The organism is Mesorhizobium sp. M0410, from assembly GCF_040321435.1.
Lineage (GTDB): Bacteria > Pseudomonadota > Alphaproteobacteria > Rhizobiales > Rhizobiaceae > Mesorhizobium.
Genome location: NZ_JAMYRN010000010.1, coordinates 265,173 through 291,236, shown reverse-complemented (window position 1 = coordinate 291,236; position 26,064 = coordinate 265,173). Strand labels below are relative to the sequence as shown.

Annotated in this window: 20 protein-coding genes, 1 tRNA gene and 1 pseudogene; 11 read left to right on the top strand and 11 right to left on the bottom strand. The window is 63.9% G+C overall.

Translation table 11 applies throughout. The features are described 5' to 3' along the window. Positions 1-86: 86 nt before the first annotated feature. The 6 genes and pseudogenes from NKI63_RS17785 to NKI63_RS17760 all read right to left on the bottom strand — a co-directional run. Positions 87-566, bottom strand: a pseudogene (locus tag NKI63_RS17785) (ATP-binding cassette domain-containing protein); the annotation flags it as partial. Further along, positions 559-1,449, bottom strand: a complete 891-nt coding sequence (locus tag NKI63_RS17780; protein ID WP_352822567.1) for an ABC transporter ATP-binding protein — start codon at positions 1,447-1,449, stop codon at positions 559-561. The gene NKI63_RS17780 and the pseudogene NKI63_RS17785, both read right to left, overlap by 8 nt. Beyond that, positions 1,446-2,294, bottom strand: coding sequence for an ABC transporter permease (locus NKI63_RS17775; protein WP_352756007.1), 849 nt, complete (start codon positions 2,292-2,294; stop codon positions 1,446-1,448). The genes NKI63_RS17780 and NKI63_RS17775 overlap by 4 nt, the downstream gene beginning before the upstream one ends. Then, positions 2,287-3,294, bottom strand: coding sequence for an ABC transporter permease (locus NKI63_RS17770; RefSeq protein ID WP_352822564.1), 1,008 nt, complete (start codon positions 3,292-3,294; stop codon positions 2,287-2,289). Before NKI63_RS17770 ends, NKI63_RS17775 begins: the two co-directional genes overlap by 8 nt. Positions 3,295-3,358: 64 nt before the next feature. Next, complete coding sequence (locus tag NKI63_RS17765) at positions 3,359-4,885, bottom strand: ABC transporter substrate-binding protein (protein WP_352476014.1); 1,527 nt, start codon at positions 4,883-4,885, stop codon at positions 3,359-3,361. Between the two features lie 108 nt (positions 4,886-4,993). Then, positions 4,994-6,568 carry a phytoene desaturase family protein gene (locus tag NKI63_RS17760; RefSeq protein ID WP_352822562.1) on the bottom strand — a complete coding sequence of 525 codons (1,575 nt, stop codon included), beginning with the start codon at positions 6,566-6,568 and terminating at the stop codon, positions 4,994-4,996. Positions 6,569-6,685: 117 nt separating this feature from the next. Here NKI63_RS17760 and NKI63_RS17755 point away from each other — a divergent pair, with 117 nt between their 5' ends. The 5 genes from NKI63_RS17755 to NKI63_RS17735 all read left to right on the top strand — a co-directional run bounded on the left by NKI63_RS17755 (position 6,686) and on the right by NKI63_RS17735 (position 13,614). Continuing rightward, positions 6,686-7,477 (top strand): cyclase family protein, encoded by a 792-nt coding sequence (locus NKI63_RS17755; RefSeq protein ID WP_352822559.1) that lies wholly within the window; start codon positions 6,686-6,688, stop codon positions 7,475-7,477. Between the two features lie 305 nt (positions 7,478-7,782). Continuing rightward, positions 7,783-9,354, top strand: coding sequence for a phytoene desaturase family protein (locus NKI63_RS17750; protein ID WP_352822556.1), 1,572 nt, complete (start codon positions 7,783-7,785; stop codon positions 9,352-9,354). Continuing rightward, entirely contained in the window at positions 9,354-9,833 is a 480-nt protein-coding gene (locus NKI63_RS17745) for a MarR family winged helix-turn-helix transcriptional regulator (protein ID WP_352493744.1), read from the top strand. Before NKI63_RS17750 ends, NKI63_RS17745 begins: the two co-directional genes overlap by 1 nt. 45 nt (positions 9,834-9,878) lie before the next feature. Beyond that, a complete protein-coding gene (locus tag NKI63_RS17740; protein ID WP_352822553.1) occupies positions 9,879-12,032 on the top strand; it encodes a thiamine pyrophosphate-dependent enzyme in 2,154 nt (717 codons plus the stop codon). Continuing rightward, positions 12,025-13,614, top strand: a complete 1,590-nt coding sequence (locus NKI63_RS17735; protein WP_352822550.1) for an indolepyruvate oxidoreductase subunit beta family protein — start codon at positions 12,025-12,027, stop codon at positions 13,612-13,614. The genes NKI63_RS17740 and NKI63_RS17735 overlap by 8 nt, the downstream gene beginning before the upstream one ends. A gap of 264 nt (positions 13,615-13,878) precedes the next feature. Here the strand turns inward: NKI63_RS17735 and NKI63_RS17730 are convergent. Continuing rightward, positions 13,879-13,954: transfer RNA gene (locus NKI63_RS17730), tRNA-Thr, on the bottom strand. 343 nt (positions 13,955-14,297) lie between these two features. Between NKI63_RS17730 and NKI63_RS17725 the strand changes: the two genes are divergently transcribed. Then, positions 14,298-15,449, top strand: coding sequence for a hypothetical protein (locus NKI63_RS17725; RefSeq protein WP_352822547.1), 1,152 nt, complete (start codon positions 14,298-14,300; stop codon positions 15,447-15,449). Between the two features lie 102 nt (positions 15,450-15,551). Here the strand turns inward: NKI63_RS17725 and NKI63_RS17720 are convergent, their stop codons facing one another. Together NKI63_RS17720 and NKI63_RS17715 are read right to left on the bottom strand one after the other, a co-directional pair. Next, positions 15,552-17,153 carry a cisplatin damage response ATP-dependent DNA ligase gene (locus NKI63_RS17720; protein WP_352822544.1) on the bottom strand — a complete coding sequence of 534 codons (1,602 nt, stop codon included), beginning with the start codon at positions 17,151-17,153 and terminating at the stop codon, positions 15,552-15,554. A 22-nt stretch (positions 17,154-17,175) separates the two neighbouring features. Further along, positions 17,176-18,186 carry a ligase-associated DNA damage response exonuclease gene (locus NKI63_RS17715; protein WP_352822541.1) on the bottom strand — a complete coding sequence of 337 codons (1,011 nt, stop codon included), beginning with the start codon at positions 18,184-18,186 and terminating at the stop codon, positions 17,176-17,178. 108 nt (positions 18,187-18,294) lie between these two features. On the opposite strand from NKI63_RS17715, the gene NKI63_RS17710 reads away from it, so the two are divergent. Then, positions 18,295-19,239, top strand: a complete 945-nt coding sequence (locus tag NKI63_RS17710; RefSeq protein ID WP_352822538.1) for a methyltransferase domain-containing protein — start codon at positions 18,295-18,297, stop codon at positions 19,237-19,239. A gap of 55 nt (positions 19,240-19,294) precedes the next feature. Then, positions 19,295-19,651 (top strand): hypothetical protein, encoded by a 357-nt coding sequence (locus NKI63_RS17705; RefSeq protein WP_254816210.1) that lies wholly within the window; start codon positions 19,295-19,297, stop codon positions 19,649-19,651. A 7-nt stretch (positions 19,652-19,658) separates the two neighbouring features. Here the strand turns inward: NKI63_RS17705 and NKI63_RS17700 are convergent, their stop codons facing one another. Together NKI63_RS17700 and NKI63_RS17695 are read right to left on the bottom strand one after the other, a co-directional pair. Continuing rightward, a complete protein-coding gene (locus NKI63_RS17700; RefSeq protein WP_254816209.1) occupies positions 19,659-20,522 on the bottom strand; it encodes a prephenate dehydratase in 864 nt (287 codons plus the stop codon). Between the two features lie 33 nt (positions 20,523-20,555). Further along, complete coding sequence (locus NKI63_RS17695) at positions 20,556-21,284, bottom strand: 3-deoxy-manno-octulosonate cytidylyltransferase (RefSeq protein WP_023676856.1); 729 nt, start codon at positions 21,282-21,284, stop codon at positions 20,556-20,558. Positions 21,285-21,476: 192 nt separating this feature from the next. Here NKI63_RS17695 and NKI63_RS17690 point away from each other — a divergent pair, with 192 nt between their 5' ends. The 3 genes from NKI63_RS17690 (at position 21,477) to NKI63_RS17680 (ending at position 26,055) form a co-directional block, all read left to right on the top strand. After that, positions 21,477-22,130 (top strand): c-type cytochrome, encoded by a 654-nt coding sequence (locus tag NKI63_RS17690; RefSeq protein WP_352822535.1) that lies wholly within the window; start codon positions 21,477-21,479, stop codon positions 22,128-22,130. Positions 22,131-22,303: 173 nt separating this feature from the next. Then, positions 22,304-24,187: an extracellular solute-binding protein gene (locus NKI63_RS17685; protein WP_352506113.1), complete on the top strand. Its 1,884-nt coding sequence runs from the start codon at positions 22,304-22,306 to the stop codon at positions 24,185-24,187. Next, a complete protein-coding gene (locus NKI63_RS17680; protein ID WP_352686862.1) occupies positions 24,187-26,055 on the top strand; it encodes an extracellular solute-binding protein in 1,869 nt (622 codons plus the stop codon). Before NKI63_RS17685 ends, NKI63_RS17680 begins: the two co-directional genes overlap by 1 nt. The last annotated feature ends 9 nt before the right edge of the window (positions 26,056-26,064 follow it).

Below are 26,064 nucleotides of genomic sequence, written 5' to 3'. Positions count from 1 at the left end.
CCACACCGGCCGTGCCTTTTCATTTTTTCGTGTTAATGATATTTTTGCGCTATACCCCCGCGTGGGGGTATATTGCGTCGGGGGGGGCGCTGGCCGCCCGACAATTCATGACGATAGCGGCTGGCGAAGCCTTGCGGCAGGCCGACGCGCTGAAGCGCTTCAGCAACTCGGGCTTTCAGATTGTCGCCGAGGCCATTCTGTTTGAGTGGTGCGGCGATGATGCTGGCGATGGTGCGGCGTGGGTTAAGCGACGACATCGGGTCCTGGAAGATCATCTGCAGATTGCGGCGTACGGGCCGCAGCTCCGCCTCTGGCAGATGCGTGATGTCGCGGCCGTCGAAGCTGACGCTGCCGGCGCTGGGCTCCAGCAGACGCACCAGCGCGCGGCCGAGCGTCGATTTCCCCGACCCGGATTCGCCGACGATGCCGGTCACCGATCCCCTGGGCAGATCGAAGTCCAGGCCTTTCAGGATCTCGGCCAACGGAGCGCGGCCAAACAACGGCTTGCGCGTCATGTCGGGTAAGGCAACCTTCAGCCCGCGCACGGAAAACAGCGGCTCAGCCATGCGGGTGCCTCCAGGCCTGGTCGGCGGCGGCGATCTCCGCGGCTAGCCCGGCCAGTACCGCCTCGTCCACGGGTTTCAGCGAAGCGAGGGGATCGGTGTAGCGCGGCGTCGCGGCCATCAGCGCCCGCGTATAGGGGTGCTGCGGGGCAGCGAAGAGAGCAGCCGTCTCGGCCTCCTCCACCACCTTGCCGGCGTAGAGCACTGAAACTTTCTGGCTGATCTTGGCGACGACGCCGAGATCGTGGGTAACGAACAGGATCGCCGTGCCATGCTCGCGCTGCAACGCAGCGATCAAGCGCAGGATCTGTTTCTGTACGGTGACGTCGAGCGCCGTCGTCGGCTCGTCGGCGACGATCAGCCTTGGCTCGGCGGCGAAGGCGGCGGCGATCAGCACGCGCTGGCGCATGCCGCCGGACAGCTCGTGCGGATAGCATTTGAGGACACGCTCGGGGTCGCGGATCTGCACCTCGTCCAGCAATTGGCGGATGCGTGTATCGGCCTTCTCACCGCTCCAGGCGAGGATGCGCACCAGCCGGTCGGTCATCTGTGGGCCGATTCGCCGTGACGGATTGAGCGCGGTCAGCGGGTCCTGCGGGATCAGCGCGGTGCGCGCGCCGATCAGCGTGCGCCTTGCCTTCGGCTGAAGCTTGCCGAGGTCCTCGCGCTCGAGCAGCATGTCGCCTTCGACAATGCGCACGCTGGGTGGCAGCACGCCGAGCACCGCCTTGCCGATCATCGTCTTGCCGGCGCCGCTCTCGCCGACCAGCGCGCGGACCTCGCCGGGTTGAACGGAAAGCGATACCGAGCGCAACACGCGCAAGCCATTAGGCAGCACCGCGCTAAGGTCGCGTATGTCGAGGCAGGATTTCGCCAGCGCGTTCATCGCAGCACCGGATCGAAACGTGCCCTGAGACCTTCGCCGAACTGGCTGAACGACAGCACCGTAAGGATCAGGGTGACCAGCGGGAACACCAGCACCCACCAGGCCTGATGGATCGATAAGCGACCCTCTGCGATGATGCCGCCCCAGGTTGGGTCGTCGGTCGAGATCGACAGATTGACGAAGGACAGGATCGCCTCAACGATGACGGCAATGCCCATCTCCAGCGACAGCAGCGCCACGATCGACGGCACCACATTGGGCAGCACTTCGCGCAGCATGATGCCGATGCGGCCGTAACCGGCGATGCGGGCGTTCTCGACATAGTCCATGCGCGACTGGCCCATCGTCTCGGCGCGGATCACCCGGCAGAAGCGCGTCCAGTCGATGACGGCAATGGCAATGATAACCGAGCTCAAGCCGGTGCCGAGCACAGCGACCAGAAGGATGGCAAACAGCACCGGGGGAAACGCCATCCAGACATCGACGATACGCGAGATGATGCGGTCGGCCCAGCCGCCGAAATAGCCGGCGATCAGCCCCAGCGTCGAGCCGACCAGGCAGGCGGCAAGGGCTGCCGCGAAGGCGACGATGAAGGCGATGCGGGCACCGAAGATCAGCCGTGACAGAAGATCGCGGCCGAGGCTGTCGGTGCCGAGCCAGTAGCCGGGCTCAGCACCGCTCAGCCAGAACGGCGGCAGCCGCTCCAGCATCAAATCCTGCGCCAGTGGGTCCTGCGGCGCGACCAACGGCGCAAAAATCGCGGCCAGCAGCGCAATCAGCAGCCAACCCCCGGCCAGCCACAGGCGTGCCCGCGAGCCATGTCTTGAAATGCGGGCCTCATCCATGGCGCAGCCTCGGATTAAGCAGCGCATACATCATGTCCACGCTGAGGTTGATCAGCACGAACAACAGCGCGAACACCAGCACGATGCCCTGGATCAGCGGCAGGTCGCGGTTGATGACGGCATCGATCGCCATGTTGCCGAGACCCTCATAGGAAAATAGCCGCTCGACGATGACCGTGCCGCCGATCAGGAAGGTGAACTGCACGCCGACCAGAGTGAGCGTCGGCAGGGCGGCGTTCTTCAACGCCTCGCGCAGGATGACCTGCGTTTCCGAAAAGCCCTTTACCCGCGCCAGCACGACATAGTCGAGGTCGAGCACTTCCTTCAGCGACTGTTTCAGCAGCTGCGAGATGATCGCGGCGAGTGGCAGCGCCAGAGCCACGGCCGGCATCAGCATATGCGCCAGCAGGTCCTTGGTCAGGTCGAAGCGCAGCCGCACGATGCTCTCGAACAAATAGAACTGCGTGACGAAGGGCAGATCGAGCTGCGGCGACACCCGGCCGGAAATGTCGAAAACCGGCACCAGCACGCCGAACAAAAGGATCAGCACCAAACCCCACAGGAAATCGGGAATCGAGAGCGCCGCACCGCTGGCGATGTCGATGCCAGCCTCGACTGCGGTGCCGCGTTCGCGCGCGCCGAGGATCGCCGTCGTGCCGCCGATTGCCAGCGCCATCAAGAGCGCGACGATCGCGAGTTCCAGCGTCGCCGGCAGGCGGTTGAGGACCAGGCCCAGAACATCCTGCCGGAGCGAAATCGAGGTGCCGAAATCGCCCCTGACGACACCTGCCAGCCAGATGAAAAATTGCTGGACGATGGTCTTGTCCAGCCCGTAAAGCGCGCGCAGACGCGCGATGTCGGCATCGGTTGCACCGGGCGGCAGCATCATCGCGATCGGATCGCCTGGCGCGACACGGATGACGACGAAGACGACGACGGCCACGCCGAACAGCGTGATCGCCATCGTCAGAAGACGGATCAGGAATCTTTGCAGCAGCATGGTCGCCCGTGACAGAAAATGCGCGCCGTCATTCCGGACGGCGCGCGGCAAGCCGAAGACTGTCTCAGGCCGGGCTCATCAGCGCCGGCAACAGCGCGCCCGACACATGCTGCACGACATTGACGCCCTTGGCATGCACGATCGGCTGCGCATACTGGATCAGCGGCAGGACATAGGCCTGCTCGGCAATGTACTTGTCGACGGCCTTCCAGCCGGCAATGCGCTTGGCCTCGTCCTTCTCGCCCCACAGCGGGTTGATCATGTCGATCAGATCCTGACTGTCCCACACCGAATGCGGGCTCGGGCCATACATGGCAAAGCCGGTCGAGGTGGTCGGGTCGCCGATGGCGTTGCCCCAATTGTAGAAGGCGGCCGGCGCCAGCTTGTCGGCGGCGCGCAACTCATAGTGCTTGGCGATCTCGTAGACCTCGATCGTCGCCTCGATGCCGACCTTGCGCCACATGCCTACGATCGCCTGGATCATCTCGTAGTCCTTGGGCTTGAAGCCCTTGGTCGTCTGTATCGTGAACTTGACCGGCTTTTCCGGCGAATAGCCGGAGGCGGCCAGCAATTCCTTGGCCTTTTCCGGGTTATGCTCGGCTTTGATCGACGCATCGTAGGCGGCGTATTCCGGCGTCTCCAGCGTATCGATGGGCTGGCCGTAACCGCGCAGCAGCCGGTCGACCAAAAGCTTTTTATCGACCGCCATCACCGCTGCCTGGCGCACGTTCTTGTCCAGCATCACGTCGATGTCGTTGAAGAAGATCATGCCGATGTCGGAAACATTCTTGCATGAGCCGGTAAGTCCGTCCTTGGCGATCAGGCGGTCATATTCCTCATAGGGGATTTCGAGAGTCACCTGCGAGGAGCCGGACTCGATCTCGGCGACGCGGCTCGCCGCATCGGTGACGAACTTGATGGTTACGTTTTCGAAGGCCGGCTTGCCGCCCCAGTAGTTCGGGTTGGCCTTGAGCCGCAGGAAGGCGTTGCGCTCGAATTTGTCGACCATATAGGGCCCGGTGCCGATCGGGGCTTTCTCAAAACCCTCGGCGCCGACCTTTTCGTAATAGGCCTTCGGCATGATGTAGCCGGTGAGGAACGACATCCATTTGAAATACACCGGGTCGAATTGCACGACGTCGCCGGTGATCTTGTTGCCGTCGATCTTGAAGTTGTTGACGTTCTTCCAGACGAACTGGATCGGGTTGCCGGTCTTTTCATCGCCCGCCCGCTGCAGCGACCAGACCACGTCTTCGGCCGTGAATGGCGAACCGTCATGCCAGGTGACGCCCTCGCGCACCGTCATCATGATCTTGCTGCGATCCTCGTTCCAGCCCCATTCGGTGAGCAGGCCGGGCGCGAAAGAAAGGTCCGGCTTCTGCGGGATGAACTGGTCGAACACCGATTGGTAGAGACCCTGGATGGTCGGGTTGACCGCCGAAGGCCCGGTGGTCGGGTCCCAGGACGGTAGGTTGACGTTGTAGGCGATAGTCAGTTCGCCGGCAGCCTTGGCGATTTGCGGCAGGCCGAGCGCCGTGGCGCCAAGCGCGGCCGCGCCATATCCGAGCAATTCTCGTCTGTTGATTGTCATGGTCGTTCCCCTGTTGCTTTTATGCGCGGTGTCGTTGTCGTTTCGTGGGTTCAGGCTCCTTGGGCAACCGCGCCTTGTCCTCCTTCACCCTAGTTGAAAATTACGGCTTTACCTCCCGCCAAGTTGTTGCGCGAGCATGAAACCTGAGCCTGCACCGGTGCCGGCGCCCGGCCATGTTGCCGCCCCGGTCAGGTGCAGATTGCCGATCGGCGTGTTCCAGCCGGCGTAACCGCGCGCCGGCCGGAACAGGAAATTCTGCGCCAGATGATGGCTGCCGCAGACCTGGTCGCCGCCGACCAGGTTGGGGTTCTCGCGTTCGAGGTCGATGGGCGAGAACACGGCGCGGCCGAGGATCTTCCGGCGAAGGCCGGGCGCATAGCGCTCGATAATGTCGAGGACGCGCTCGGCGTAGCGCTCCCTAGCCTCGTCCCAGTGGGCCGGTGCGATCATGCCCGCCGCATCGCCCACAATCTCGGCCGGCAGCATGCGCACCTGCACCCAGAGCACATGCTTGCCGTCCGGCGCGCGCGACGGATCGACCGCCGTCGGCTGGCCGACGACCAGCACCGGCTCGTCCGGCAGCATGCCTGCCATCGCCTGCTGATAGGTTCGCGACATGGCGTCGAGCGACGGCGAGAGATGCACATAGGCGAACTGCCGAAGCTCGGCGCCGGCGCGCCAGTCCGGCAAATCGTCGAGTGCCAGATGGATCATCATCGTGCCCGGCGCGTGGCGGAATTTTTTCATGGCCGTGTCGAAGCCGGCGTCGCCCGATCCATTGGGCAGCAGTTTCCCGGTCAGCGCCTTGGGCGCGACACCGGCGATGACGGCCCTGGCGGCGGTGTGAGTCTCGCCGGAAGCGAGCCGCACGCCGGTCGCCTTGCCGGCCGAAACCGTGATCTCGGCGACATCAGCCCCAGTGACGATCTTGCTGCCGGCGGCCGTGAGCATGCCCGACAAAGCGCGGATGATCGTGTCGGCGCCGCCTCTGCCGAGCAGCATGCCGAAGCACTGGTTGGCCATGGATTCGAGGTAAGGGAACACCGCGCCGCCAGCGATGTCAGGCGCGAAATCGAGATGCATGCCCCAGGTGGCCAGCGTCGCCCTGACATGCGGTGACTCGAAAGTCTGCTCGAGCCACGCGCGGGGTGAGGAAAGCAGTAATCGGCCGGTATCGAGCGCGCCGCCAATACCCTTCTTGCGCCAGAGCTTCCAGGCCGTGCCGGCGAGCGCACGCCCACTCATCGGCGAGCCCAGCAGCCGCAACAAATGCTCGGCCTCCGCCGGGAATGCCGCAACCAGACGGCGCCATGTGGCTGCGTCGGTCGCGGAGAAGGCGGTCATCCGTCCAGTGGTCTTCTCCAGGTCGCTGCTGACGCCGAACCAGCGACCGTCGGGGAAGGCGCTGGCAAAACAGTCGGCCACCGGCACGAATTCCAGCCCGTGGGTTTTCAATTCATTTGCATATTTCTTGTGAAAGGCCGAGCCGGCGAACAGGCCCAGATTCATTGCACCGAAATCGTGCCGGAAGCCTGGAAGCGTGAATTCACGCGTCTGGACGGCGCCGCCGATCGTTGGATTGCGGTCGAAAACCGCTGTTTTCCAGCCTTTGAGCGCCAGATGCGCGGCGCATGCCAGACTGTTGTGGCCTGCTCCGACAAATATGGCGTCGAACTCGCTCACGCCCCGTCCCATTTCCTTTATGCTTAAAGACAATTGCAGATGCATATGTTTTCGTCTAGTAGGATATTAAGGGCCGCGAGAGCCTTCAGCACCATCGAGAAAGAGGGAACAGAGACCATGGACACACAACAACTCCTCGGCGACGTCGCCGGCCAGCTTCTTTCAGGCGCCATCCAGGTGGTCGACCTGACGGCGCCGCTCGGGCCCAACACGCCGCTGATCAAGCTGCCGCCGGAGCTGGCGGTGGACACGCCGAAGGTCGAGATCCACGCCATCTCCCACTATGACAAGAACGGTCCGTGGTGGGCCTGGAACTGGCTGAAGCTCGGCGAACACTCGGGCACGCATTTCGACGCGCCGCAGCACTGGATCACCGGCAAGGATTATCCGGACGGTGCCACCGACACCATTCCGGTTCAGAATTTCGTCGGCCCGGTCAATGTCATCGACTGCTCGAAGCAAGCCGCCGCCGATCACGACTTCCTGCTCACCGTCGACCACATCAAGGCCTGGGAAGCCGAACATGGCGCTATCAACGCGGGCGAATGGGTGGTGATGCGCACCGACTGGTACAAGCGCAACGGCTCGGAAGCCGAGTTCCTCAACGCCAATGAGACCGGACCGCACACGCCCGGACCGACGGCCGAGGCCATCCAGTATCTGATCAGCAAGGACGTCAGGGGCTGGGGCAGCGAGACGATCGGCACGGATGCTGGCAAAGCAGGGGGAATGGAGCCGCCATTCCCGGCGCACAGCCTGATGCACAAGGCCAACCGCTATGGGCTCGCCAGCCTGTGCAACCTCGACCGGCTGCCGCCGAAGGGCGCGATCCTGATCGCCGCACCGCTCAAGATCGAGCACGGCACCGGCAGCCCGATCCGCGCACTGGCGCTCGTGCCGAGACAATAGGGCAACTGGCGGTCTTCGGGAGAAGATCATGCTTGCAGGCAATATCGTGATGATGGGTAGAGAGTGGCAGCTTGGCAAGGCTGCCGCTCTACGGCGCCCCCCTCTGTCCTGCCGGACATCTCCCCCCTAGGGGGGAGATTGGCAGTTTCGGCGCCTCGCTCATTCCTGCGACGTAGGAGAGTGGCGAAGGCCGCGGTGACAGCCGTTCTCCCGCCAAGTGAGGGAGATGTCCGGCAGGACAGAGGGGGGCGCCGTAGAGCGCCAATCTCTGCAATTGAACTCCTGCCGGTTAGGAGCAACCCTCGATGAGCGATATCGATCACGTCATCGTCGGCAGCGGCATCAACGCGCTGGTTTGCGCGGCGATGCTTGGCGGCAAGGGGGCGAAGGTGCTGGTGCTCGAGCGCAACGACCGCATCGGCGGCTGCATGCGCACCGAGGAAATCACCGCGCCCGGCTTCATCCACGACGTGATGGCGACGACCTTTGTCCTGTTCATCACCTCACCGGCCTATGCGGCATTGGGCAAGGATCTGGCGCGGCACGGCCTGGAGTTTTGCAACACCTCCACGCCGACCGGCGTGCTGCGCCCGGACGGCAGCCACGCCATCCTGCGCACCGATCGTATCGCCAATGTCACGGCGGCCAATGCGCTTGCCGCGGGCGACGGCGACCGGCACCGCAGCGATGTCGGCGAGATCGAGCGCAATGCTGGCCTGCTGTTCGGTCTGCTCGGCGGAAGCCTGTGGTCTTACCCGACGGCAAAGCTGCTGGCGGGCGAAGCCTGGCGGCGTGGGCCGCGTGGCCTTGCCGCCTTTCTCGGCAGCGCGCTGGTGCCAGCGCGCGGTTGGTTGGAAAGCACCTACCAGTCGGAAACCATGCGCGCGCTGTGGGCGCCCTGGGTGCTGCATGCCGGCCTCGGGCCTGAGGACGCGTTCTCCGGCCAGATCGCCAAGGTCATCGCCTTCGCGCTTGAGGCGGCCGGCGCGCCGATCGTCAAGGGCGGTGCCAGGAATCTGCTGTCTGCCTTCGAAGCCCTGATCGGGGAACGTGGCGGCGAAATCCGCACCGGCGCCGACGTCGCGGCTATTGTCCAAAGCGGAGGCCGCGCCGCCGGCGTGCGGCTGGCTTCGGGCGAAACGATCAGCGTGAACAAGAGCGTCATCTGCTCGGTCACGCCGACCCAGCTCTACGAGCGGCTGCTCGGCGACGCGGCGCCGAAAGCCGACGTCGAGGCAGCGCAAAAATACCGCTATGGCAAGGGCAATTTCCAGATCCACTATGCCTTGGACAAGCCGCCGGCATGGCGCGGCGAGGGCCTGGACAAGGTCGCGCTGCTGCATCTGACGCCGGGGCTCGACGGCGTGTCGAAGGCCTGCAGCGAAGCCGTGCGCGGCATGCTGCCGGAGGTGCCGACCATCTGCGTCGGCCAGCCGCACGCGCTCGACCCATCGCGCTGCCCGGACGGCAAGGCGGTCCTGTGGCTGCAACTGCCCGAGGCGCCACGCCATATCAAGGGCGATGCCGCCGGCAAACTGCAAACACCGGCAGACGGTCGCTGGACCGAGGCGCTGCGCGAAGCCTATGCCGACCGTGCCGAAGCGATCCTCGCCAGCCATATCGATGGGTTCAAGGACAGCGTCATCGCACGCCGCGCCTGTTCGCCGGCCGACCTGGAAGCGATGAACATCAATCTGGTCGGCGGCGACCCCTATGGCGGTTCCCCGACCATCGACCAGTCGTTTCTGTGGCGGCCGCTTAAGACGAGCCGCAATCACGAAACCGGGGTCAGGCGTCTCTACCACATCGGCGCCTCGACCCATCCGGGTGCTGGCTTGGGCGGCGGCTCCGGCTTTCTCCTGGCGGGGAGGCTGTGATGGAACAGAAGGTTGAAAAACGCCAGCGCATCTCGACTTTGGGCCAGATCGGCCTGCAGCAGTTCGCGCCCTATCTGATGAACCGCATCATGGGCCGCTACAACGCCACGCTGCGCGACAATTTCCGCAAGCAAGGCCTGACCATTCCGCAGGTGCGCACGCTGGCCGTATTGTCGGTCACCGATGGCGTCACCGTCAACGATCTCTCGGTCTATACCGTCATCGAGCAGTCGACCTTGAGCCGCACGCTCGACACGCTGGAGGGACAAGGGTTTGTTCGGCGCGAGCAGGGGGTCACAGACAGCCGGATCCGCCATGTGTTCCTGACCGACGATGGCCGCGCCGAGTTCGCGCGCGCCTGGCCGGCCATGCACGACGCTTTCGAGACGATGTTCGACGACATCGACGATGCCGAATACGCGGCGCTGATCGCGACGCTGCAAAAAATGCTGAAGAACATTCGCAAGCACGACATCTGACGATCTTACGCGCCGCCATCGGGACGGTAACGGAAGGAGCAAAAAATGGCCGAACGGTCTTTTGCCAAGGAAGTCGAAAAGCTCAGGCTCGGCGCCGGCGAGGAGTTTTCCGGCGAAGGCATTCTCGCCATCACCAAGGCGCTGCTGCAATGCGGCGTCGGCTATGTCGGCGGCTATCAGGGTGCACCGATCAGCCATTTGATGGACGTGCTGGCCGACGCGCAGGATATCCTGGGCGAGCTCGGCGTACATTTCGAAGCGAGCGCCTCGGAGGCGACCGCCACCGCTATGCTTGCGGCATCCGTGCATTATCCGATCCGCGGTGCGGCGACCTTCAAGTCGACGGTCGGCACCAATGTCGCCTCCGACGCGCTCGCCAATCTCGCTTCCGGCGGCGTCACCGGCGGCGCATTGATCATCGTTGGCGAGGATTACGGCGAGGGCTCCTCGATCATGCAGGAGCGCAGCCATGCCTTCGCCATGAAGAGCCAGGTCTGGCTGCTCGACCCGCGCCCGAACCTGCCGTCGATCGTCAAGGCGGTGGAGGACGGCTTCGAGCTGTCCGAGGTTTCCAACACGCCGGTCATGCTGCAGGTCCGCATTCGCTGCTGCCATGTCCACGGCCATTTCATCGCCAAGGACAACAGGCGCCCGGCGATGACGGTGGCCGATGCGCTCGCCGCGCCGCGCCGCGACACCGGCCGCATCGTGCTGCCGCCCGCGTCCTTCCTGCACGAGAAAGAAAAGGTGCAGAAACGCTGGCCGGCGGCGGTCGATTTCATCCGCACCAACAAGATCAACGAGTTTTTCGGCCCGGAGCACGGCTCGGTCGGCATCGTCATGCAGGGCGGCATGTACAATTCGGTCATCCGGGCGCTGCAGCGGCTCGGCCTCGCCGACACTTATGGCGACACCGACGTGCCGCTCTATGTGCTGAACGCCGTCTACCCGCTGGTCGATGACGAATTCCTGTCCTTCTGCGAAGGCAAGGACGCCGTGCTCGTCGTCGAGGAAGGCCAGCCCAACTACATCGAACAGGCCTTTGCCGCGATGCTGCACAAGGCCGGCCGCGGCACCAAGCTCGTTGGCAAGGAACATCTGCCTATGGCCGGCGAATATACCGGCCAGGTGATGCTCGACGGCATCGGATCGTTCCTGCGTGCCACCATCCCGCATCTGCTGCCAAGCGAGGTCCGCGCGCCCAACAAGATCGGCGACGGGCTCGACACCGCCGACCTGGTCAACGTCGTCCCGGGCCGGCCGCCCGGCTTCTGCGTCGGCTGCCCGGAGCGGCCGATCTTCGCCGCCACCAAGCTGGTCGAGCAGGAGCTGGGCAAGCACCACATCGCCTCCGACATCGGCTGTCATTTGTTCTCGATCATGCCGCCTTTCGAGCTCGGCGCCACCACCATGGGCTACGGGCTGGGGCCGGCCTCGGCCTCGGCGTTCAACTCGCCCGATGCCAAGCGCCGCTCGATTTCCTTCGTCGGCGACGGCGGCTTCTGGCACAACGGCCTGACGTCCTCGATCGGCAATGCCGTGTTCAACAAGAACGATGGCGTCATCGTCATCGTCGATAATTTCTATTCGGCGGCGACGGGAGGGCAGGATATCCTTTCCTCCCGCGCCGGCAACAAGACGAAGTCGACCAAGCATCCGATCACCGAGGCGGTGAAAGGCATGGGCGTCAAATGGCTGCGCCACATCGACCGCACCTACGACGTAACCAGGATGCAGGACACGCTGCGCGAGGCGCTGACGACGGACGAGAAGGGCCCGAAAGTCATCGTCGCCTCGTCCGAATGCATGCTCAACCGCCAGCGTCGCGAGAAGCCTTTGGTCGACAAGGCGATCAAGGGCGGTGAGCGGGTCGTCAAGCCGAAATTCGGCGTCGACGAGGACATCTGCACCGGCGATCATGCCTGCATGCGGCTCTCCGGCTGTCCGTCGCTGTCGGTGAAGTCGCTCGATGACCCGCTGCGCGACGATCCGGTGGCGCATATCGACCAGAGCTGCGTCGGCTGCGGCAACTGTGGCGAGGTTGCCGATGCGGCGGTGCTGTGCCCATCCTTCTACCGCGCCGACGTGGTGCATAATCCAAGCCGCTGGGACCGTTTGCTTGAAGCCGCGCGGCGCGCCACGATCCGCCTCTTGCAGCGCCGCCGCGAAAGCCGGCGGCTGATATTTGCCGATGCTTGACGCTGTCCCATCAACCCGTTCCAAGGCCGGCGCGCTGGACGACGGGCGCGTCATAAAGCTTGCCGTGCTGGCGGTCGGCGGCCAGGGCGGCGGCGTGCTGGCCGACTGGATCACCGACGCCGCCGAGCGCAACGGCTACGTCGCCCAATCGACCTCGGTTGCCGGCGTCGCCCAGCGCACCGGCGCCACCATCTACTATGTCGAAATGTGCCGCGACACCGGCCGGCCGCCCGTCTTCGCGCTGTCGCCGTCGCAGGGCGACGTCGATATATTGATCGCCGCCGAACTGATGGAGGCCGGCCGCGCCATCATCCGCGGGTTCGTCACGCCGGAGCGCACGACGCTGATCGCCTCGTCGCACCGCATCGCAGCGGTCTCCGAGAAGATCGAACCCGGCGACGGCCGCGCATCGTCCTCGAAGGTGCATGCCACGGCTGAAGCCGCGGCCAAGCGCTTCATCGCCTTCGACATGGAGAAGATCGCCGTCGATAACGGGTCGATGATCTCGGCCAGCCTGCTCGGCGCGCTGGCCGGGTCCGATGCCTTGCCGTTCACACGCGAGAGCTATGAGCAGGCCATCGGCGCCGGCGGCCGCGGCGTCAAGGCAAGCCTCGCCGCCTTCGCCGCCGCCTACGATCGGGCGCGCGCCATCGCGAGTGCGCCTTCGGGCGACAAGACTGCACAGCCGGCGGCAACTGAAACCCGCTCGGGCGTGGCGACAAAAGTTCGCGGCCCGGAAAGCCAGTTGAAGGGCTGGCAACAACTGGCGGCGCGCGTCGCTGCTTTGCCTTTACCCGTGCACGACATGGCGCTTCGCGGCCTGAAAAAAGTCGTCGACTACCAGGACGTCGCCTATGGCGGCGAGTATCTCGACCGGCTCGACCGGGCGGTCGTCCTGGACAATGCCGAACATGACTACGTGCTGTCGATCGCCGCGGCCAAGCATCTGGCCAACGCCATGTGCTACGATGACATGATCCGCGTCGCCGATCTGAAGACACGCTCGACGCGCGACCAGCGCGTACGCCGCGAAGTCGGTGTCAAGCAAGGCTCAGTCCTGCAGGTGACCGAATATTTCCATCCGCGCATCGAGGAATTCTGCGGCACGCTGCCGGCCGGGCTCGGCAGCTACATCGAGGACCGGCCGAAGCTCGCCGCCTTTCTCGACCGCCGCATCAATCGCGGCCGCCACATCCGCACCGACAGTTTCGCCGGCTTTGCCGCTTTGTGGTTCATCGGCGGCCTGCGCCGCTGGCGCCGCCGCCTGTTGCGCCACAAGGTCGAGACCGCGCATCTCGATCGCTGGTATGCGCTGGCGCTGGGCCAAGTCGGCCAGGACTACGCGCTTGGTACGGAGATCCTCAACTGCCGCCGGCTGATCAAGGGTTACAGCGACACCCACGCCCGCGCGCAGTCGAAATTCGACCGGGTGCTGTCGGCGCTCGACCTGGTCAAGGGCCGCCCGGACGCCGCCGACTGGATCCGGCGCCTGCGCGAAGCAGCACTGAAGGACGAGAAGGGCGACATGCTCGACGGCGCGCTGAAGACCGTGGCGTCGCTGGGCGACAATCCGGTGAGGTGAGCGGCAGTTTTCGAGGCTCGGGGCAGCCGTTGCTTCGCAGATATCCGCTTCGCCGGACTTGCCGACGCCTGCTGCCTCGGGCTGGTACGGATTTCTGGCCGTCGCGCTTTCGCGTCCGCCCGTGCGCGCTGCCGCGATGCGGCATCATCGCGTCATCTGCCGGGCGGCGGGGATCGTGCTGGCAATGCTCGCCCTCGTCTCGGCAGCATCAGCTTTTCCACTCGGCTGAGCGCTGGTTGAAGCAGGCGTGCGGGATAGGTCGTTTGGTGCCGCTTGCGTGACTCGAACACGCGACCCCATCATTACGAATGATGTGCTCTACCAACTGAGCTAAAGCGGCCCGGGAAGCCGTGCTTCCAAGATGGGCTGGGTGATAGACGCAACCGGCCGCGAATTCAAGATGGCTGCCGCGAATTCAGGACGAGGCAATTCGTCTCCGTCCCAGGCCGGGCACAAGGGCAGCCGCCGCGCCGATGCGATGCCGTATCGGCAGGCCGCCCCGTCCGTCACGTCGGGGCCGTGACGGAAAAATCACCGAAAAAGGTTGATTTCTTTACCGAAAACCGCCGAAATGAGCTTTGTATCCCTCGGCAAGGCAGAATGCAGCCGCTCGCTTGTTGATTGATTGGTCGCCTGCGGCTAACGATCATGACAATGTGAGTGAAATTGCAGAGGGAATTCGTTTGGACGCGATCGAAAAAGCGATCCGCAACGCCTTCGAGAAAGGCAATGCCGACGACCGGGCGTTTCGCGAGCGGGTCTACCGATCGGCTTTCGCGGCACTCGACCGTGCCCTGCAGGCCAATCCAAACGTCACCGTGGAAGTCGCCATCAAGCGCCGCAAGGCGGTCCAGGCGAAGATCACCGAAATTGAATCGGAATTCCTGCCGGCGGTTGCCGCCGTCGCCGCGCCGACCGACAGTTTGGAGGCAGCACCGGAGGTGGAGCCTCCGGCCGAAGCCGAGCCCGCGCCGTCGCCCGATGTCGTCGTTGACCGTCCGCCGCAGTCGCCCGAATCCGATGCGCCCCGGTCGCGCGTCCTGCCGGTCGTCCCCGACATAATGCCCGATGCGCCTGTTCCCGAGGCGCCGGTGATCGACATTGGGGCCTTGGCTCCGACCGAAGCCGACGCCGAAACCGACGACGCGGAAGTGACGCCCGACCGCGACGACCGGCGGGCGAGGCGGCGGCGCCTGCCTTTGACCGCGATCTTCTTCGGCGTGACGCTGCTCGCAGCCGCCGGCATCGGCCTTTATTTCGCCAACCAGACCGGCGTCTTCAAATCGGCGACCGAGCTCGACACGGCGCCGCCAGAAGCGCCGCCAACGGTCGACGGCGATGATTTCACGCCGGACAACACCGCTTCGCCGCCAAAGCAGGGCGAGGCGGACCAGGCGCGCGACTGGATCAACGTGTTTTCGCCGGGCGACCCGACGCAGGTCAATGCACCGTCGGACGCCAAGGCCGACGTTATCCAGGACGAAAGCGGTTCCTTCCTGCGCATCCGCTCGGGTGCATCCGGTTCGGCCATCAGCTTCGACGTCGGGCAAGGCGTGCTGGAAAAACTCGCCGGCAAGCATGCCACATTCGACATCATCGCGCGCTCCGAGGAGGGCCAGGAGACGCAGATTTCCGTCGATTGCAATTTCGGCGAACTCGGCGACTGCGGCCGCAAACGCTATGCCGTCGGTCGCGAGCGCAATGAATATCTGTTCGACGTGCGCTTTCCCGACAAGCATCCAGGTGCTGCCGGCACCATCGCCATCAATTCCGACTTCGACAAGCAGGGCAAGTCGGTCGACATCTACGAAATTCGCGTCTCGGTCGTTCCGTAAAGCACGTCGCGTTCGGACCGGCCTCATGCGACGCAGTTTAGGTTCTTGTTTTGATGCATGTCGTTACCGCAAAACCGCTGCACACTTTTTGCGCGACATGCATTAACTATCGAGCAGCGCCTGCAGCGTCTCGATGCGGTCGGCTTCCGCGGCCGGCTTGTCCCAGCGCAGCCGCGAAATGCGCGGAAAGCGCATGGCGACGCCGGATTTGTGCCGCGTCGAACGGTTGAGCCCTTCGAACGCCACCTCCAGCACCAGGCCCTGTCTGCGGTCGGCCCGTACCGAGCGCACCGGGCCAAAGCGCTCAATCGTATTGTCGCGGACATATTTGTCGATTTGCCTCAGTTCCTCGTCGGTGAAGCCGAAATAGGCCTTTCCCACCGGCACCAGCTCCTCCGATCCTTCCGGCCCGGACCAGACGCCGAATGTGTAGTCGGAATAGAAGCTCGAGCGTTTGCCGTGGCCGCGCTGGGCGTACATCAGCACGGCGTCGACCGTGTGCGGATCGCGCTTCCATTTGAACCACGGGCCCTTCGGTCGCCCGGCCACATAGGGCGAATCCCAGCGCTTCAGCATGACGCCTTCGATGACCGGATGCAGCGGCTTGCGGCGCAATTCCTCCAGCGCCTGCCAGTCGGTGAATTCGACCAGCGGCGACAGATCGAAGCGACTCGGATCGAGTGTCCTGACGAAGGCCTCGAGCCGGCCGCGTCGTTCGCGGAAGGGCAATCCCCGCACATCCTCGTCACCAATCTGCAGCGCATCGTAGCAGCGCATGAAGGCGGGGTATTGCTGCTGGATCTTGGGTGACACGCTCTTGCGATTCAGCCGCTGCTGCAGGTCCGAGAACGTGCCCGTCGCCTGCCTGGGGTCACCGACCAGAAGCTCGCCGTCGAGGGCGCCTGAAAAATCCATCGCCTCGGCAAGATCCGGAAAGGCGCCGGAGACATCGTCACCGGTGCGCGAATAGAGCCGGCGAATGCCGCCTTCGCAAACCGCCTGGACGCGGATGCCGTCCCATTTCCATTCGGCCGCGTAGTCGGCGGGGTCGAGCTTTTCGAGGTCGCCGTCGCCGACGGCGTTCGACAGCATCACTGGCCTGAACAGCGCCAGCGCCGTCTTCCTGGGTTTTACCGCCTTGCCCTCCAGCCAGGCGAACAGAGCCGCATAAGGCGGCGTCAGCCCGTGCCAGAGTTCCTCGATCTCGGCGATATCGACCTTGCCGAAATCGGCCAGCGCCTGCTTGGCGAGCCGCGCCGAGACACCGATGCGCAGGCCGCCGGTGACCAGCTTTATGATGGCAAAGCGCGCGGACGTGCTGGCGCTGTCGAGCAGCCGGGCCAGCACCTGTGGCCCGTCGGAACGGCTTGCCGCCTGCAGCTTGGCCACCACCTCGGCCAGCGTCGGCGCGTGGTTCGCAATATCGAGAGGCGATTGTGGCCAGACCAGCGACACGGTCTCGGCCAGGTCGCCGACATAGTCGTAGGAATAGCCGAACAGCACGGGATCCATGCGCTCGACCACCAGCGTGCGCAGCATTGCCGGCTTGACCGCGGCGATGGAAAGATCGCCGGTAATGGCCGCCAGCGCCAGCCCGCGATCCGGATCCTCGACGCTGCGGAAATAGTCGGTCAAAAGCGTCAGCTTGCCGTTGCGCGACGGCGTCAGCACCAGCCGGTCGAGAAGCTCGGCGAAGCGGTTCATGGGAGGGGCGCCATGAGTACCATCAATCGCCCTCGTCCTCATAACCGACGAGATGCAGCGGCCTGGCGGCGATGCCTTCGAGTTCGCACCAGCGCACCAGCGCCTCCTCGCGGCCATGCGTCACCCAGATTTCTTCCGCGCCGGTCTCCTTGATCGTTGTTGTCAGCTCGTCCCAGTCGGAGTGATCGGAGATGATCAGCGGCAGCTCGACGCCGCCCTGCTTGGCGCGTTGGCGGATGCGCATCCAGCCTGAGGCGAAGCACGACATCGGATCGGGAAAACGCCGCGCCCAGCGATCGGCAAAGGCGGATGGCGGGCCGATGACGATGGCGCCGGCAAAGTCGCTTTTTTGGCCGGTCTCGACGGTCGCCGGTTCCAATGTGCCCAGATCGATGCCCTGGCTCTGGTAATATTCGCTGAGCTTGGCCAGCGCACCATGGATGTAGATCGGCTTTTCGTAGCCGGCATCACGCAGCAGCCGCATGACACGCTGCGCCTTGCCCAGCGCATAAGCGCCGACCAGATGCGTGCGCTCGGGAAACTGCTCGGTCGATTTCAGCAGCCGGGCGATCTCTTCGGAATCGGGCGGATGGTGAAACACCGGCAGGCCGAACGTCGCCTCGGTGATGAAGACGTCGCACTTGAGCGGCTCGAACGGCTCGCAGGTCGCGTCCTTCTGGCGCTTATAGTCGCCGGACGCGACGATGCATGTGCCCTGATGCGCGACCTTGATCTGCGCCGAGCCCAGAACATGGCCGGCCGGGTGAAAGCTGACGGCCACACCGCCAAGCGCAATCGTCTCGCCGAGCACGGCGGCTTGCGTCGTTCCGGCAAAACCTTCGCCGTAACGCAGCCCCATAATATCGAGCGTCTGCTGCGTCGCCATCACCGAGCGGTGGCCGGAGCGGGCATGGTCGGAATGGCCATGCGTGATCAGCGCCCGGTTGACCGGTCGCACCGGGTCGATGAAGAAATCGCCGGGCGGGCAATACAGCCCTTCCGGCCGGGGATGAAGCAGGTCGCTGGCGCGCATGGCCCCAAGATAGGCGCTAATTCCGGCGCGGGAAGCCTGTTGTAAGTCACTGCTGACTCCAGCATAGAGCGCAAGCCGGCTGCAAACACCCGGCGGAACTCGATCACGATGAAACCGCTCCAGACCTCGTCCGGCGATTTGACCGCCGACCGCCGCGCCGACTATGCCGAAATGCTCTATGCATCCGGCGATCATGCGGCCGCCGCGGAATTGCTGCTCGGCGCTCTCGAACTGGCGCCGCAATGGTCAGCCGGCTGGTTCCGCCTCGGCGAGATGCAGGAAGCGGCGGGCGCGCCCGATCGTGCCGCGCAGGCCTGGAAGACGGCACTGCGGCTCGACCCGGCGGACAGGCTCGGCGCGGTGCTCAAGCTGCAATTGATCGGCAGGGCAGCCGCGGCCCAGGCGCCGCCCAGCGCCTTTGTCGAGACGCTTTACAACCACTATGCCGGGAGCTTCGAGGGTGAGCTGGTCGACAGGCTCGGCTACCGTCTGCCCGAATGCCTCGACCGCGCCATCCGGGCAGCGCGGCCGGGCCGGTTTTCGCTGGCGCTCGATCTCGGCTGCGGCACCGGCCTCATGGGCCAGAAGCTGCGGCCGATCGCCGATCGGCTGGAGGGTTACGACATCTCGGCCGGCATGCTGCGGCAGGCGCGCGCCAAAGGCCTCTACGATCTGCTCGTCAAGACGGACCTGCAGGATTTTTGCTATTCTGGCCCGAAAGCCGATCTGGTGACGGCGGCCGATGTGTTCATCTATGTCGGCGCACTCGACAGAGTGGCGAACAAGATTGCCGGAATGCTCGCCGGCGGCGGTCTGTTTGCGTTCTCCGTCGAGACGCTCCCGGGCGGAGAATCGTCTGACCGCGCCGGCTTCGCCTTGCTGCCGTCGCGCCGCTACGCGCATTCGCAAAGCTATGTAGAGCGGGTTCTGGACGCCAACGGCTTTTCGGTCCTGTCGCTGCAGCCAACGATCATCCGGCAGGATCGCCGCGAACCGGTCGAAGGGCTGGCCGTAGTGGCAAGGTTGCTTTCCGGCAGCGTAAAATCTGGCTAAGACTTCTGCCGCTGCGCATGAGAAGCCGCAGCTGCGAAAGACAAGGAGCACGTTCATGCGCTGGAACATGACGGTCTTGGCATCTTGCCTGGCGATGGCCGGCTGCGTCGGCAATTCGATGTCCGAACGGCAAGACGAAAACGTCCAGTCCTCGCTGCTGTATGACAAGGTGCCTTGCGATCAATTGCTGGCGCAACGAAACGGCCTGGCGCAGCAATATCATCTGCCGGTGGACGCCAAGCCGTCCTTCTCCAACCCGGCGACGGGCTTTGGCCCGTTCACGCCGGATATGCGCTCAAAAGCCAAGCGCGACGCCGACCAGGCAAGCGGCAAGATCGACGCCATGAACCGGTCGATTGCCCGCCGCGAATGCGGCAAGCCGGCCAAACAGAACAAGCTCGGCCTGACCTGACCGGGTCCTAATCCGCCACCTTCCACTGCTCGCGCGAGGCGCTGGCGGGATAGACGCCGAGAATGCGCATTTCGCGCGAGAAAAAGCGCAACTCGTCGAGTGCCAGCTTCACCAGCGGATCGTCGGGATGGCCCTCTATGTCGGCGTAGAATAGCGTCGCTGTAAACGCGCCGAGCTGGTAGCTTTCCAGCTTGGTCATGTTGATGCCGTTGGTGGCAAACCCGCCCATCGCCTTGTAGAGCGCCGCCGGCACGTTTCGGACGCGGAAGATGAAGGTCGTCATCATCTTGGCGTCGGCCGAGGGACGTTCGGCCCATTGCTTGTTCTTGGTCAGCACCACGAAGCGGGTGACGTTGCTGTCGGTGTCCTCGACATTCTCCTCGATGATATCGAGCCCGTAGAGGGTCGAGGCCAGTGCCGGCGCCAGCGCGGCCATGGTGCGGTCCTTCATCGCGGCGACCATCTTGGCGGCGCCCGCGGTGTCGCCGGCAACCGCCGCCTTCCAGCCGTTCTTGCGGATGTATTTGCGGCATTGGCCGAGCGCGTGGATGTGGCTGTGCACGGTCCTGATCTCGTCGCGCCTGACGCCCGGCAGCACCATCAGCTGGAAGTGGATCGGCAGAAAGTATTCGCCGATGATGTGCAGCTTCGATTCCGGCAAGAGGTGATGGATGTCGGCGACGCGGCCGGCAATGGTGTTCTCGATCGGGATCATGGCCAGATCGGCCTTGCCGGTCTCGACGGCGTTGAAGGCGTCCTCGAAGGTCGGGCACGGCAACGGCTCCATCGAAGGGAACATGTTGCGGCAGGCGGTGTCGGAATTGGCGCCCGGCTCGCCCTGGAAGGATATTTTGTTGGTCTTTTCAGGCATGCGCGGAGTCTCGGGAATTGGGGGAAGAATTTCTTAGTTGGAAAGGAGCGCCCTGGCGCGTTCGAGATCGTCCGGCGTATCGACGCCAAGCGGCACCGACTGCACGATCTCCGCATCGATGCGCATGCCAGCCTCCAGCGCCCGCAACTGCTCGAGCCGCTCGCGGCGCTCCAGAGGCGACGGCCTTAGCGCAACGAAGCGTTCGAGTGCGGCGCGGCGATAGGCATAGAGGCCGATATGATGGTAGAGCGGGCCTTCGCCCCAAGGGGCGGTGGCGCGGGTGAAATAGAGCGCCCTGAGCCGCGTCGTCGAGAGTGGCGAGCCGACCAGCTTGACGACGTTCGGATTGGTCTTTTCCTCATCGCGGACGATCTCGACGCAGAGCGTGGCGATATCCACCGCCGCGTTCTCGAAAGGCTTCAGCGCGGCACCGATAACAAGGGGGTCGATGGTCGGCAGATCGCCCTGCACATTGACGATGGTCTCGACGCTGTTGCCAGGGTCGAGAATGGTCAGCGCTTCAAAGATGCGGTCGGAGCCGGTTTCGTGGTCCGCCCGCGTCATCACCGCCTCGAAACCATGCGCGCGCACCGCCTCCGCAACGCCTTGCGTATCGGTAGCGACGACCACCCGGCCGAGCCCCGCCTCGGCAGCACGGCGGGCGACGTGGACGATCATCGGAGTGCCGGCAATGTCGGCCAGCGGTTTGCCCGGCAGGCGGGTCGAGGCCATGCGGGCCGGGATCAGGATGAGCGTGGACATGAGGCGGGCAGAGGCTCGAAAAAGAGGGGGACAAAAGTGGCAAAAGGTCTCACTGGCAGCGCCCTTATAGGTGTTGCAACGCCGGAGCAAAAGACCTAGTTTCCGCGCGATTTGACCGCCTCGCAGGGTGGTTCACGATACCGACGGACGGAGTGGACGGATCGGTCCGCCGGAAAAGGGAGCCTGGGGCGTATGGATTCCAACGAAGTCAACAAGCTGCTCGCCGGTTTCCTCGGCACGGTGTTCATTGTCTTTTCCGTTGGCATCGTATCCGACGCGCTGTTTGCCTCGCCGACGCCGGAAAAGCCCGGCTTCGCCATCGAGGCGACCGAGCCCGCCGAAGGCGGCCCGGCCGCTCCCGCCGCGGAGGCCAAGCCGATCGCCGAGCTGCTGGCCACCGCCAACGCCGAAGCGGGTGCCGCCATCTTCAAGAAATGCCAGGCCTGCCACTCCGGCGAAAAAGGCGGCCCCAACAAGGTTGGCCCCGATCTGTGGGACATCATCGACCGTCCGGTCGCCGAGCATGAGGGCTTTGCCTATTCGGCCGACATGAAGGAGTTCTCCAAGGGCGGCAGCGAGAAGTGGACCTACGACAATCTCAACCACTTCATCACCTCGCCGAAGAAGTTCGTGAAGGGCACGGCGATGGGCTTCGCCGGCCTGCCGAAGGATGAGGACCGCGCCAACGTCATCGCCTATCTGCGCACGCTGTCGGACAATCCGAAGCCGCTGCCGGCGCCCGGCGCCTCGGCCGAAAACGCGCCCGCCAAGCCGGCCGAAGGCGCAGCCCCTGCCAAGCCGGCAGAAGGCGCGGCGCCCGCCGCTCCGGCCGCACCCGCAAAATAACAAAACCGTAATGACATAATCCTTGAAAAAGCCGGGTTCAGCCCGGCTTTTTGCTTAGGAAAAATGCATATGCGGCGACAAAGCTTCTCGGTTGCGGTTTTCAGCGCCGCCAAATGATCTAGATTGAGCCCAGACGCTATGGTGACGGCGCTATATCGCGAAGAGGAGAACGCATGACGGTTGGCCGAGCGCGGATGCTTCTGAAATCAGTGCTGATGCTGGCTGCTTTTGCCGGCGGCCTGCAGGCGGCCTTCGCGGACGAATGGCGCACGACCTCGTCGCTGATCGGCGAATCCAAATACGGCGACAATTTCCAGCATTACGATTACGTCAATCCGGATGCACCGAAGGGCGGCACGCTGAATTCGGTTGTGCTGGGCACGTTCGACAGCTTCAATCCCTACATCGTGCAGGGTTCGCCGGCCGCCGGCTTCGCGCAGTTTGGCGGCGGCCTGCTCTACGACACGCTGATGGAGCAGGCGACCGACGAGGGCAGCACCAGCCATCCGCTGATCGCCGACGCCTATAAATATCCGGCCGACTATTCCTCGGCGACCTACCGGCTCGACCCGCGGGCGAAATGGCATGACGGCCAGCCGATCACCACGGACGACGTGATCTGGTCGTTCCAGGTACTGAAGGCCAACAGCCCGATGTACAGCCGCTATTTCGAAAACGTCACCGACGCCGTCGCCATCTCCGACCGCGAGGTCGAGTTCCACTTCAGTCAGAAAGGCAACCGGGAGCTACCGAAGATCATCGGCGACCTCGTCGTGTTGCCCAAGCACTGGTGGGAAGGCACGGACGCCAGCGGCAAGAAACGCGACGTCACCAAATCGACATTGGAGCCGCCGCTGGGATCGGCCGCCTACAAGATCGCCAGCTTCAAGCCGGGGTCCGAAATCATCTGGCAGCGCGTACCCGATTACTGGGCGGCCAAGCTGCCCGTAAAAATCGGCCGCGAGAATTTCGACAGGCAGCGTTTCAGCTATTTTCTGGACGACAACGCCGCCTGGCAGGCCTTTACCAAGGGCGGCTTGGACGACATCAAGCCGGAGAACAGTTCGAGGCGCTGGAACACATTCTATGATTTTCCGGCAGTCAAGGCCGGTGACGTCATCAAGAAGGAATTCAAGACCGCGTCGCCCGAACCGATGCAGGCCTTCATGCTCAACACCAGGCGCCCGCTGTTCCAAGATCGCCTGGTGCGCGCCGCGCTGATGTACCCGTTCGACTTCGAGACGATGAACCGGACCCTGTTCTTCGGTTCCAACACCCGCACCAGCAGCTATTTCCAGGGCACGGAACTGGCGTCGAGCGGCCTGCCGCAAGGCAAGGAACTGGAGATCCTGGAGCAGTACCGCGACAAGCTGCCGCCCGAAGTCTTCACCCAGGAATTCAAGCTGCCGGTCTACGACACGCCGCAGGCGGAGCGCAAATACCTGAAGACCGCGGTCGATCTGTTCGCCAAGGCCGGCTGGGTGATCAAGGGCGGCAAGATGGTCAACGCCAAGACCGGCGAACCGTTCAAATTCGAGATCCTCGGTTGGAACGACACCGACCAGGTCATCGCCAGCCCATATATCGCCAATCTGCGCAAGATCGGCGTCGACGCGACGCTGCGCCTGATCGACCAGACCCAGTATATCAACCGCGTCAAGCATTTCGATTACGACGTCATCATATGGCAACTCGGCCAGTCGGACTCTCCCGGCAACGAACAGCGCGACTTCTGGAGCTCCAAGGCCGCCGATTCGCCGGGATCGCGCAATTACGCCGGCATCAAGAATCCGGTCGTCGATGCGCTGGTCGATCGGATCATTTATGCCACCGACCGCGACGATCTCGTTGCCGCCACCCATGCGCTCGACCGGGTGCTGTTGTGGAATTTCTACGTCGTGCCGCAATATTACCGCGCCGTGGTCTGGCTCGCCTACTGGAACAAGTTCGGTATGCCGGAAAAGCAGCCCGCCTATAGCGGCGTCGACCAGAATTCCTGGTGGATCGACCCGGCCAAGGAAAAGGCGCTGGCGGCCAAATACAAGAGCGGCAATTGATGGCGGCGCTGCCCCGTCGCGACTTCCTCGCCCTGGGCGGTGCCGCCGCGGCCGCAGCGCTGCTGCCCGGCCGGGCTTTCGCGGCCATTCCAACCGGCGTGAAACTGCACGGGTTGTCGGCTTTTGGCGATCTCAAATACGGGCCGGATTTCACGCATTTCGACTGTGTCAATCCGGACGCTCCCAAGGGCGGCCGGATGAATTTCGCCCCGCCGAACTCCACCCTCAATCAGAGCTTCCTGACTTTCAACACACTGAACTCACTGGTGTTGAAGGGGGATTCGCCGCCGCGCACCGAGCTCTGCTTCGATTCGCTGATGGCAAGGGCAGTCGACGAACCGGATGCGGTCTACGGCCTGCTTGCCGAATCCGTTACCTTGTCGCAGGATCGCAATGGCTACCGCTTCAGCCTGCGGCCACAAGCGCGCTTCCATGACGGGTCGCCGCTGACCGCCGACGACATTGCCTTCGCCTTGAACCTCTACAAAGACCGGGGACATCCGAACCTTTCCCAAGCGCTGCGGCACATGACAGAAGCGGTCGCAATCGATCCGCTTACAGTCAACCTTACCTTCAACGGCCAACAGTCCGCGCAGAATATCCTCGCGATCGTCGTAATGCCGATCGTGTCGAAAGCGTTCTACACCGCCAATGATTTCGACGCCTCGACGATGACGCCACCGCTCAGCTCCGGACCATACAGGGTTGGACGGGTGGTGGCCGGGCAGACTGTCGAATATGAACGCGTCGCCGACTATTGGGGCCGCGATCTGGCCGTGAACCGCGGCAGTTATAATTTCGACCGCATCCGTATCGATTTCTACCTTGATCGCCAGGCAGCCTTTGAAGCATTCAAGAAAGGGGATACGCATTTTCGCGAGGAGTTCACCTCGCGGGTATGGGCGACCGGCTACGACTTTCCAGCACTGAAGGATGGCAGGGTCGTCAAACGCGAATTTCCTGGCGAGAAAACGCCATCCATGCAGGCTGTCGCGCTGAACCAGCGCCGTCCGCAGTTCCGCGACATTCGCGTGAGACGGGCAATCGCCTATTGCTTCGACTTCGAATGGACCAGGCGGGTTCTGTTTTTCGACTCCTACGAGCGTTCGCAATCGAACTTCGAGCGATCGGATTACAAGGCCAAGGGCCTGCCCTCACCCAAGGAGTTGGCCCTGCTGGAGCCGTTTCGAGCCGAGTTGCCGCCGGAGACCTTCGGCGAACCGGTGATGCAACCCGTCTCCGACGGTTCCGGGCACGACCGTAAGCTGCTGCGCGAGGCTTCGAGGCTGCTTGCCGAAGGCGGCTGGAAGCGAGCGGGCAATTTCGTCCTCAACGACAAAGGCGAGCGCCTGCGCGTGGAAATGCTTGCCGAGGACGAGGGTCTCGTTCGTATTTTCGCGCCATGGTCCGAGAATATGAAGGCGATCGGCATCGACGCTTCGATCCGGCAGGTCGACTCGACGCAATTTGAAGCGCGGCAGAGCAATTTCGACTTCGACTTCAACATGCTCGCATGGTCGATCGGAGCGACGCCCACCGCCGACGGTTTGGAGATTCTCTACGCTTCCCAAATGGCGAAAACGCCGGGGATGCGCAACTATCCGGGTACGGAAAGCAAAGCCATCGACGCGCTGATCGAGGCAGCCGGCAAGGCGCAGAGCCGGATCGAACTCGTAACCGCGCTCAACGCGCTCGATCGGGTCTTGCGCGCGCGGCTAGACTGGATTCCAACATATCATCTGGCGAATCACCGAGCAGCCTTCTGGGACATGTTCGGCTTTCCCGCTCAAAAGCCGGATTACGACTTTCCGGTCGAGACGTCGTGGTGGTTCGACAAAGACAAGGCGGCAAAGATTGGCAAAGGCTGAGATTTTCGC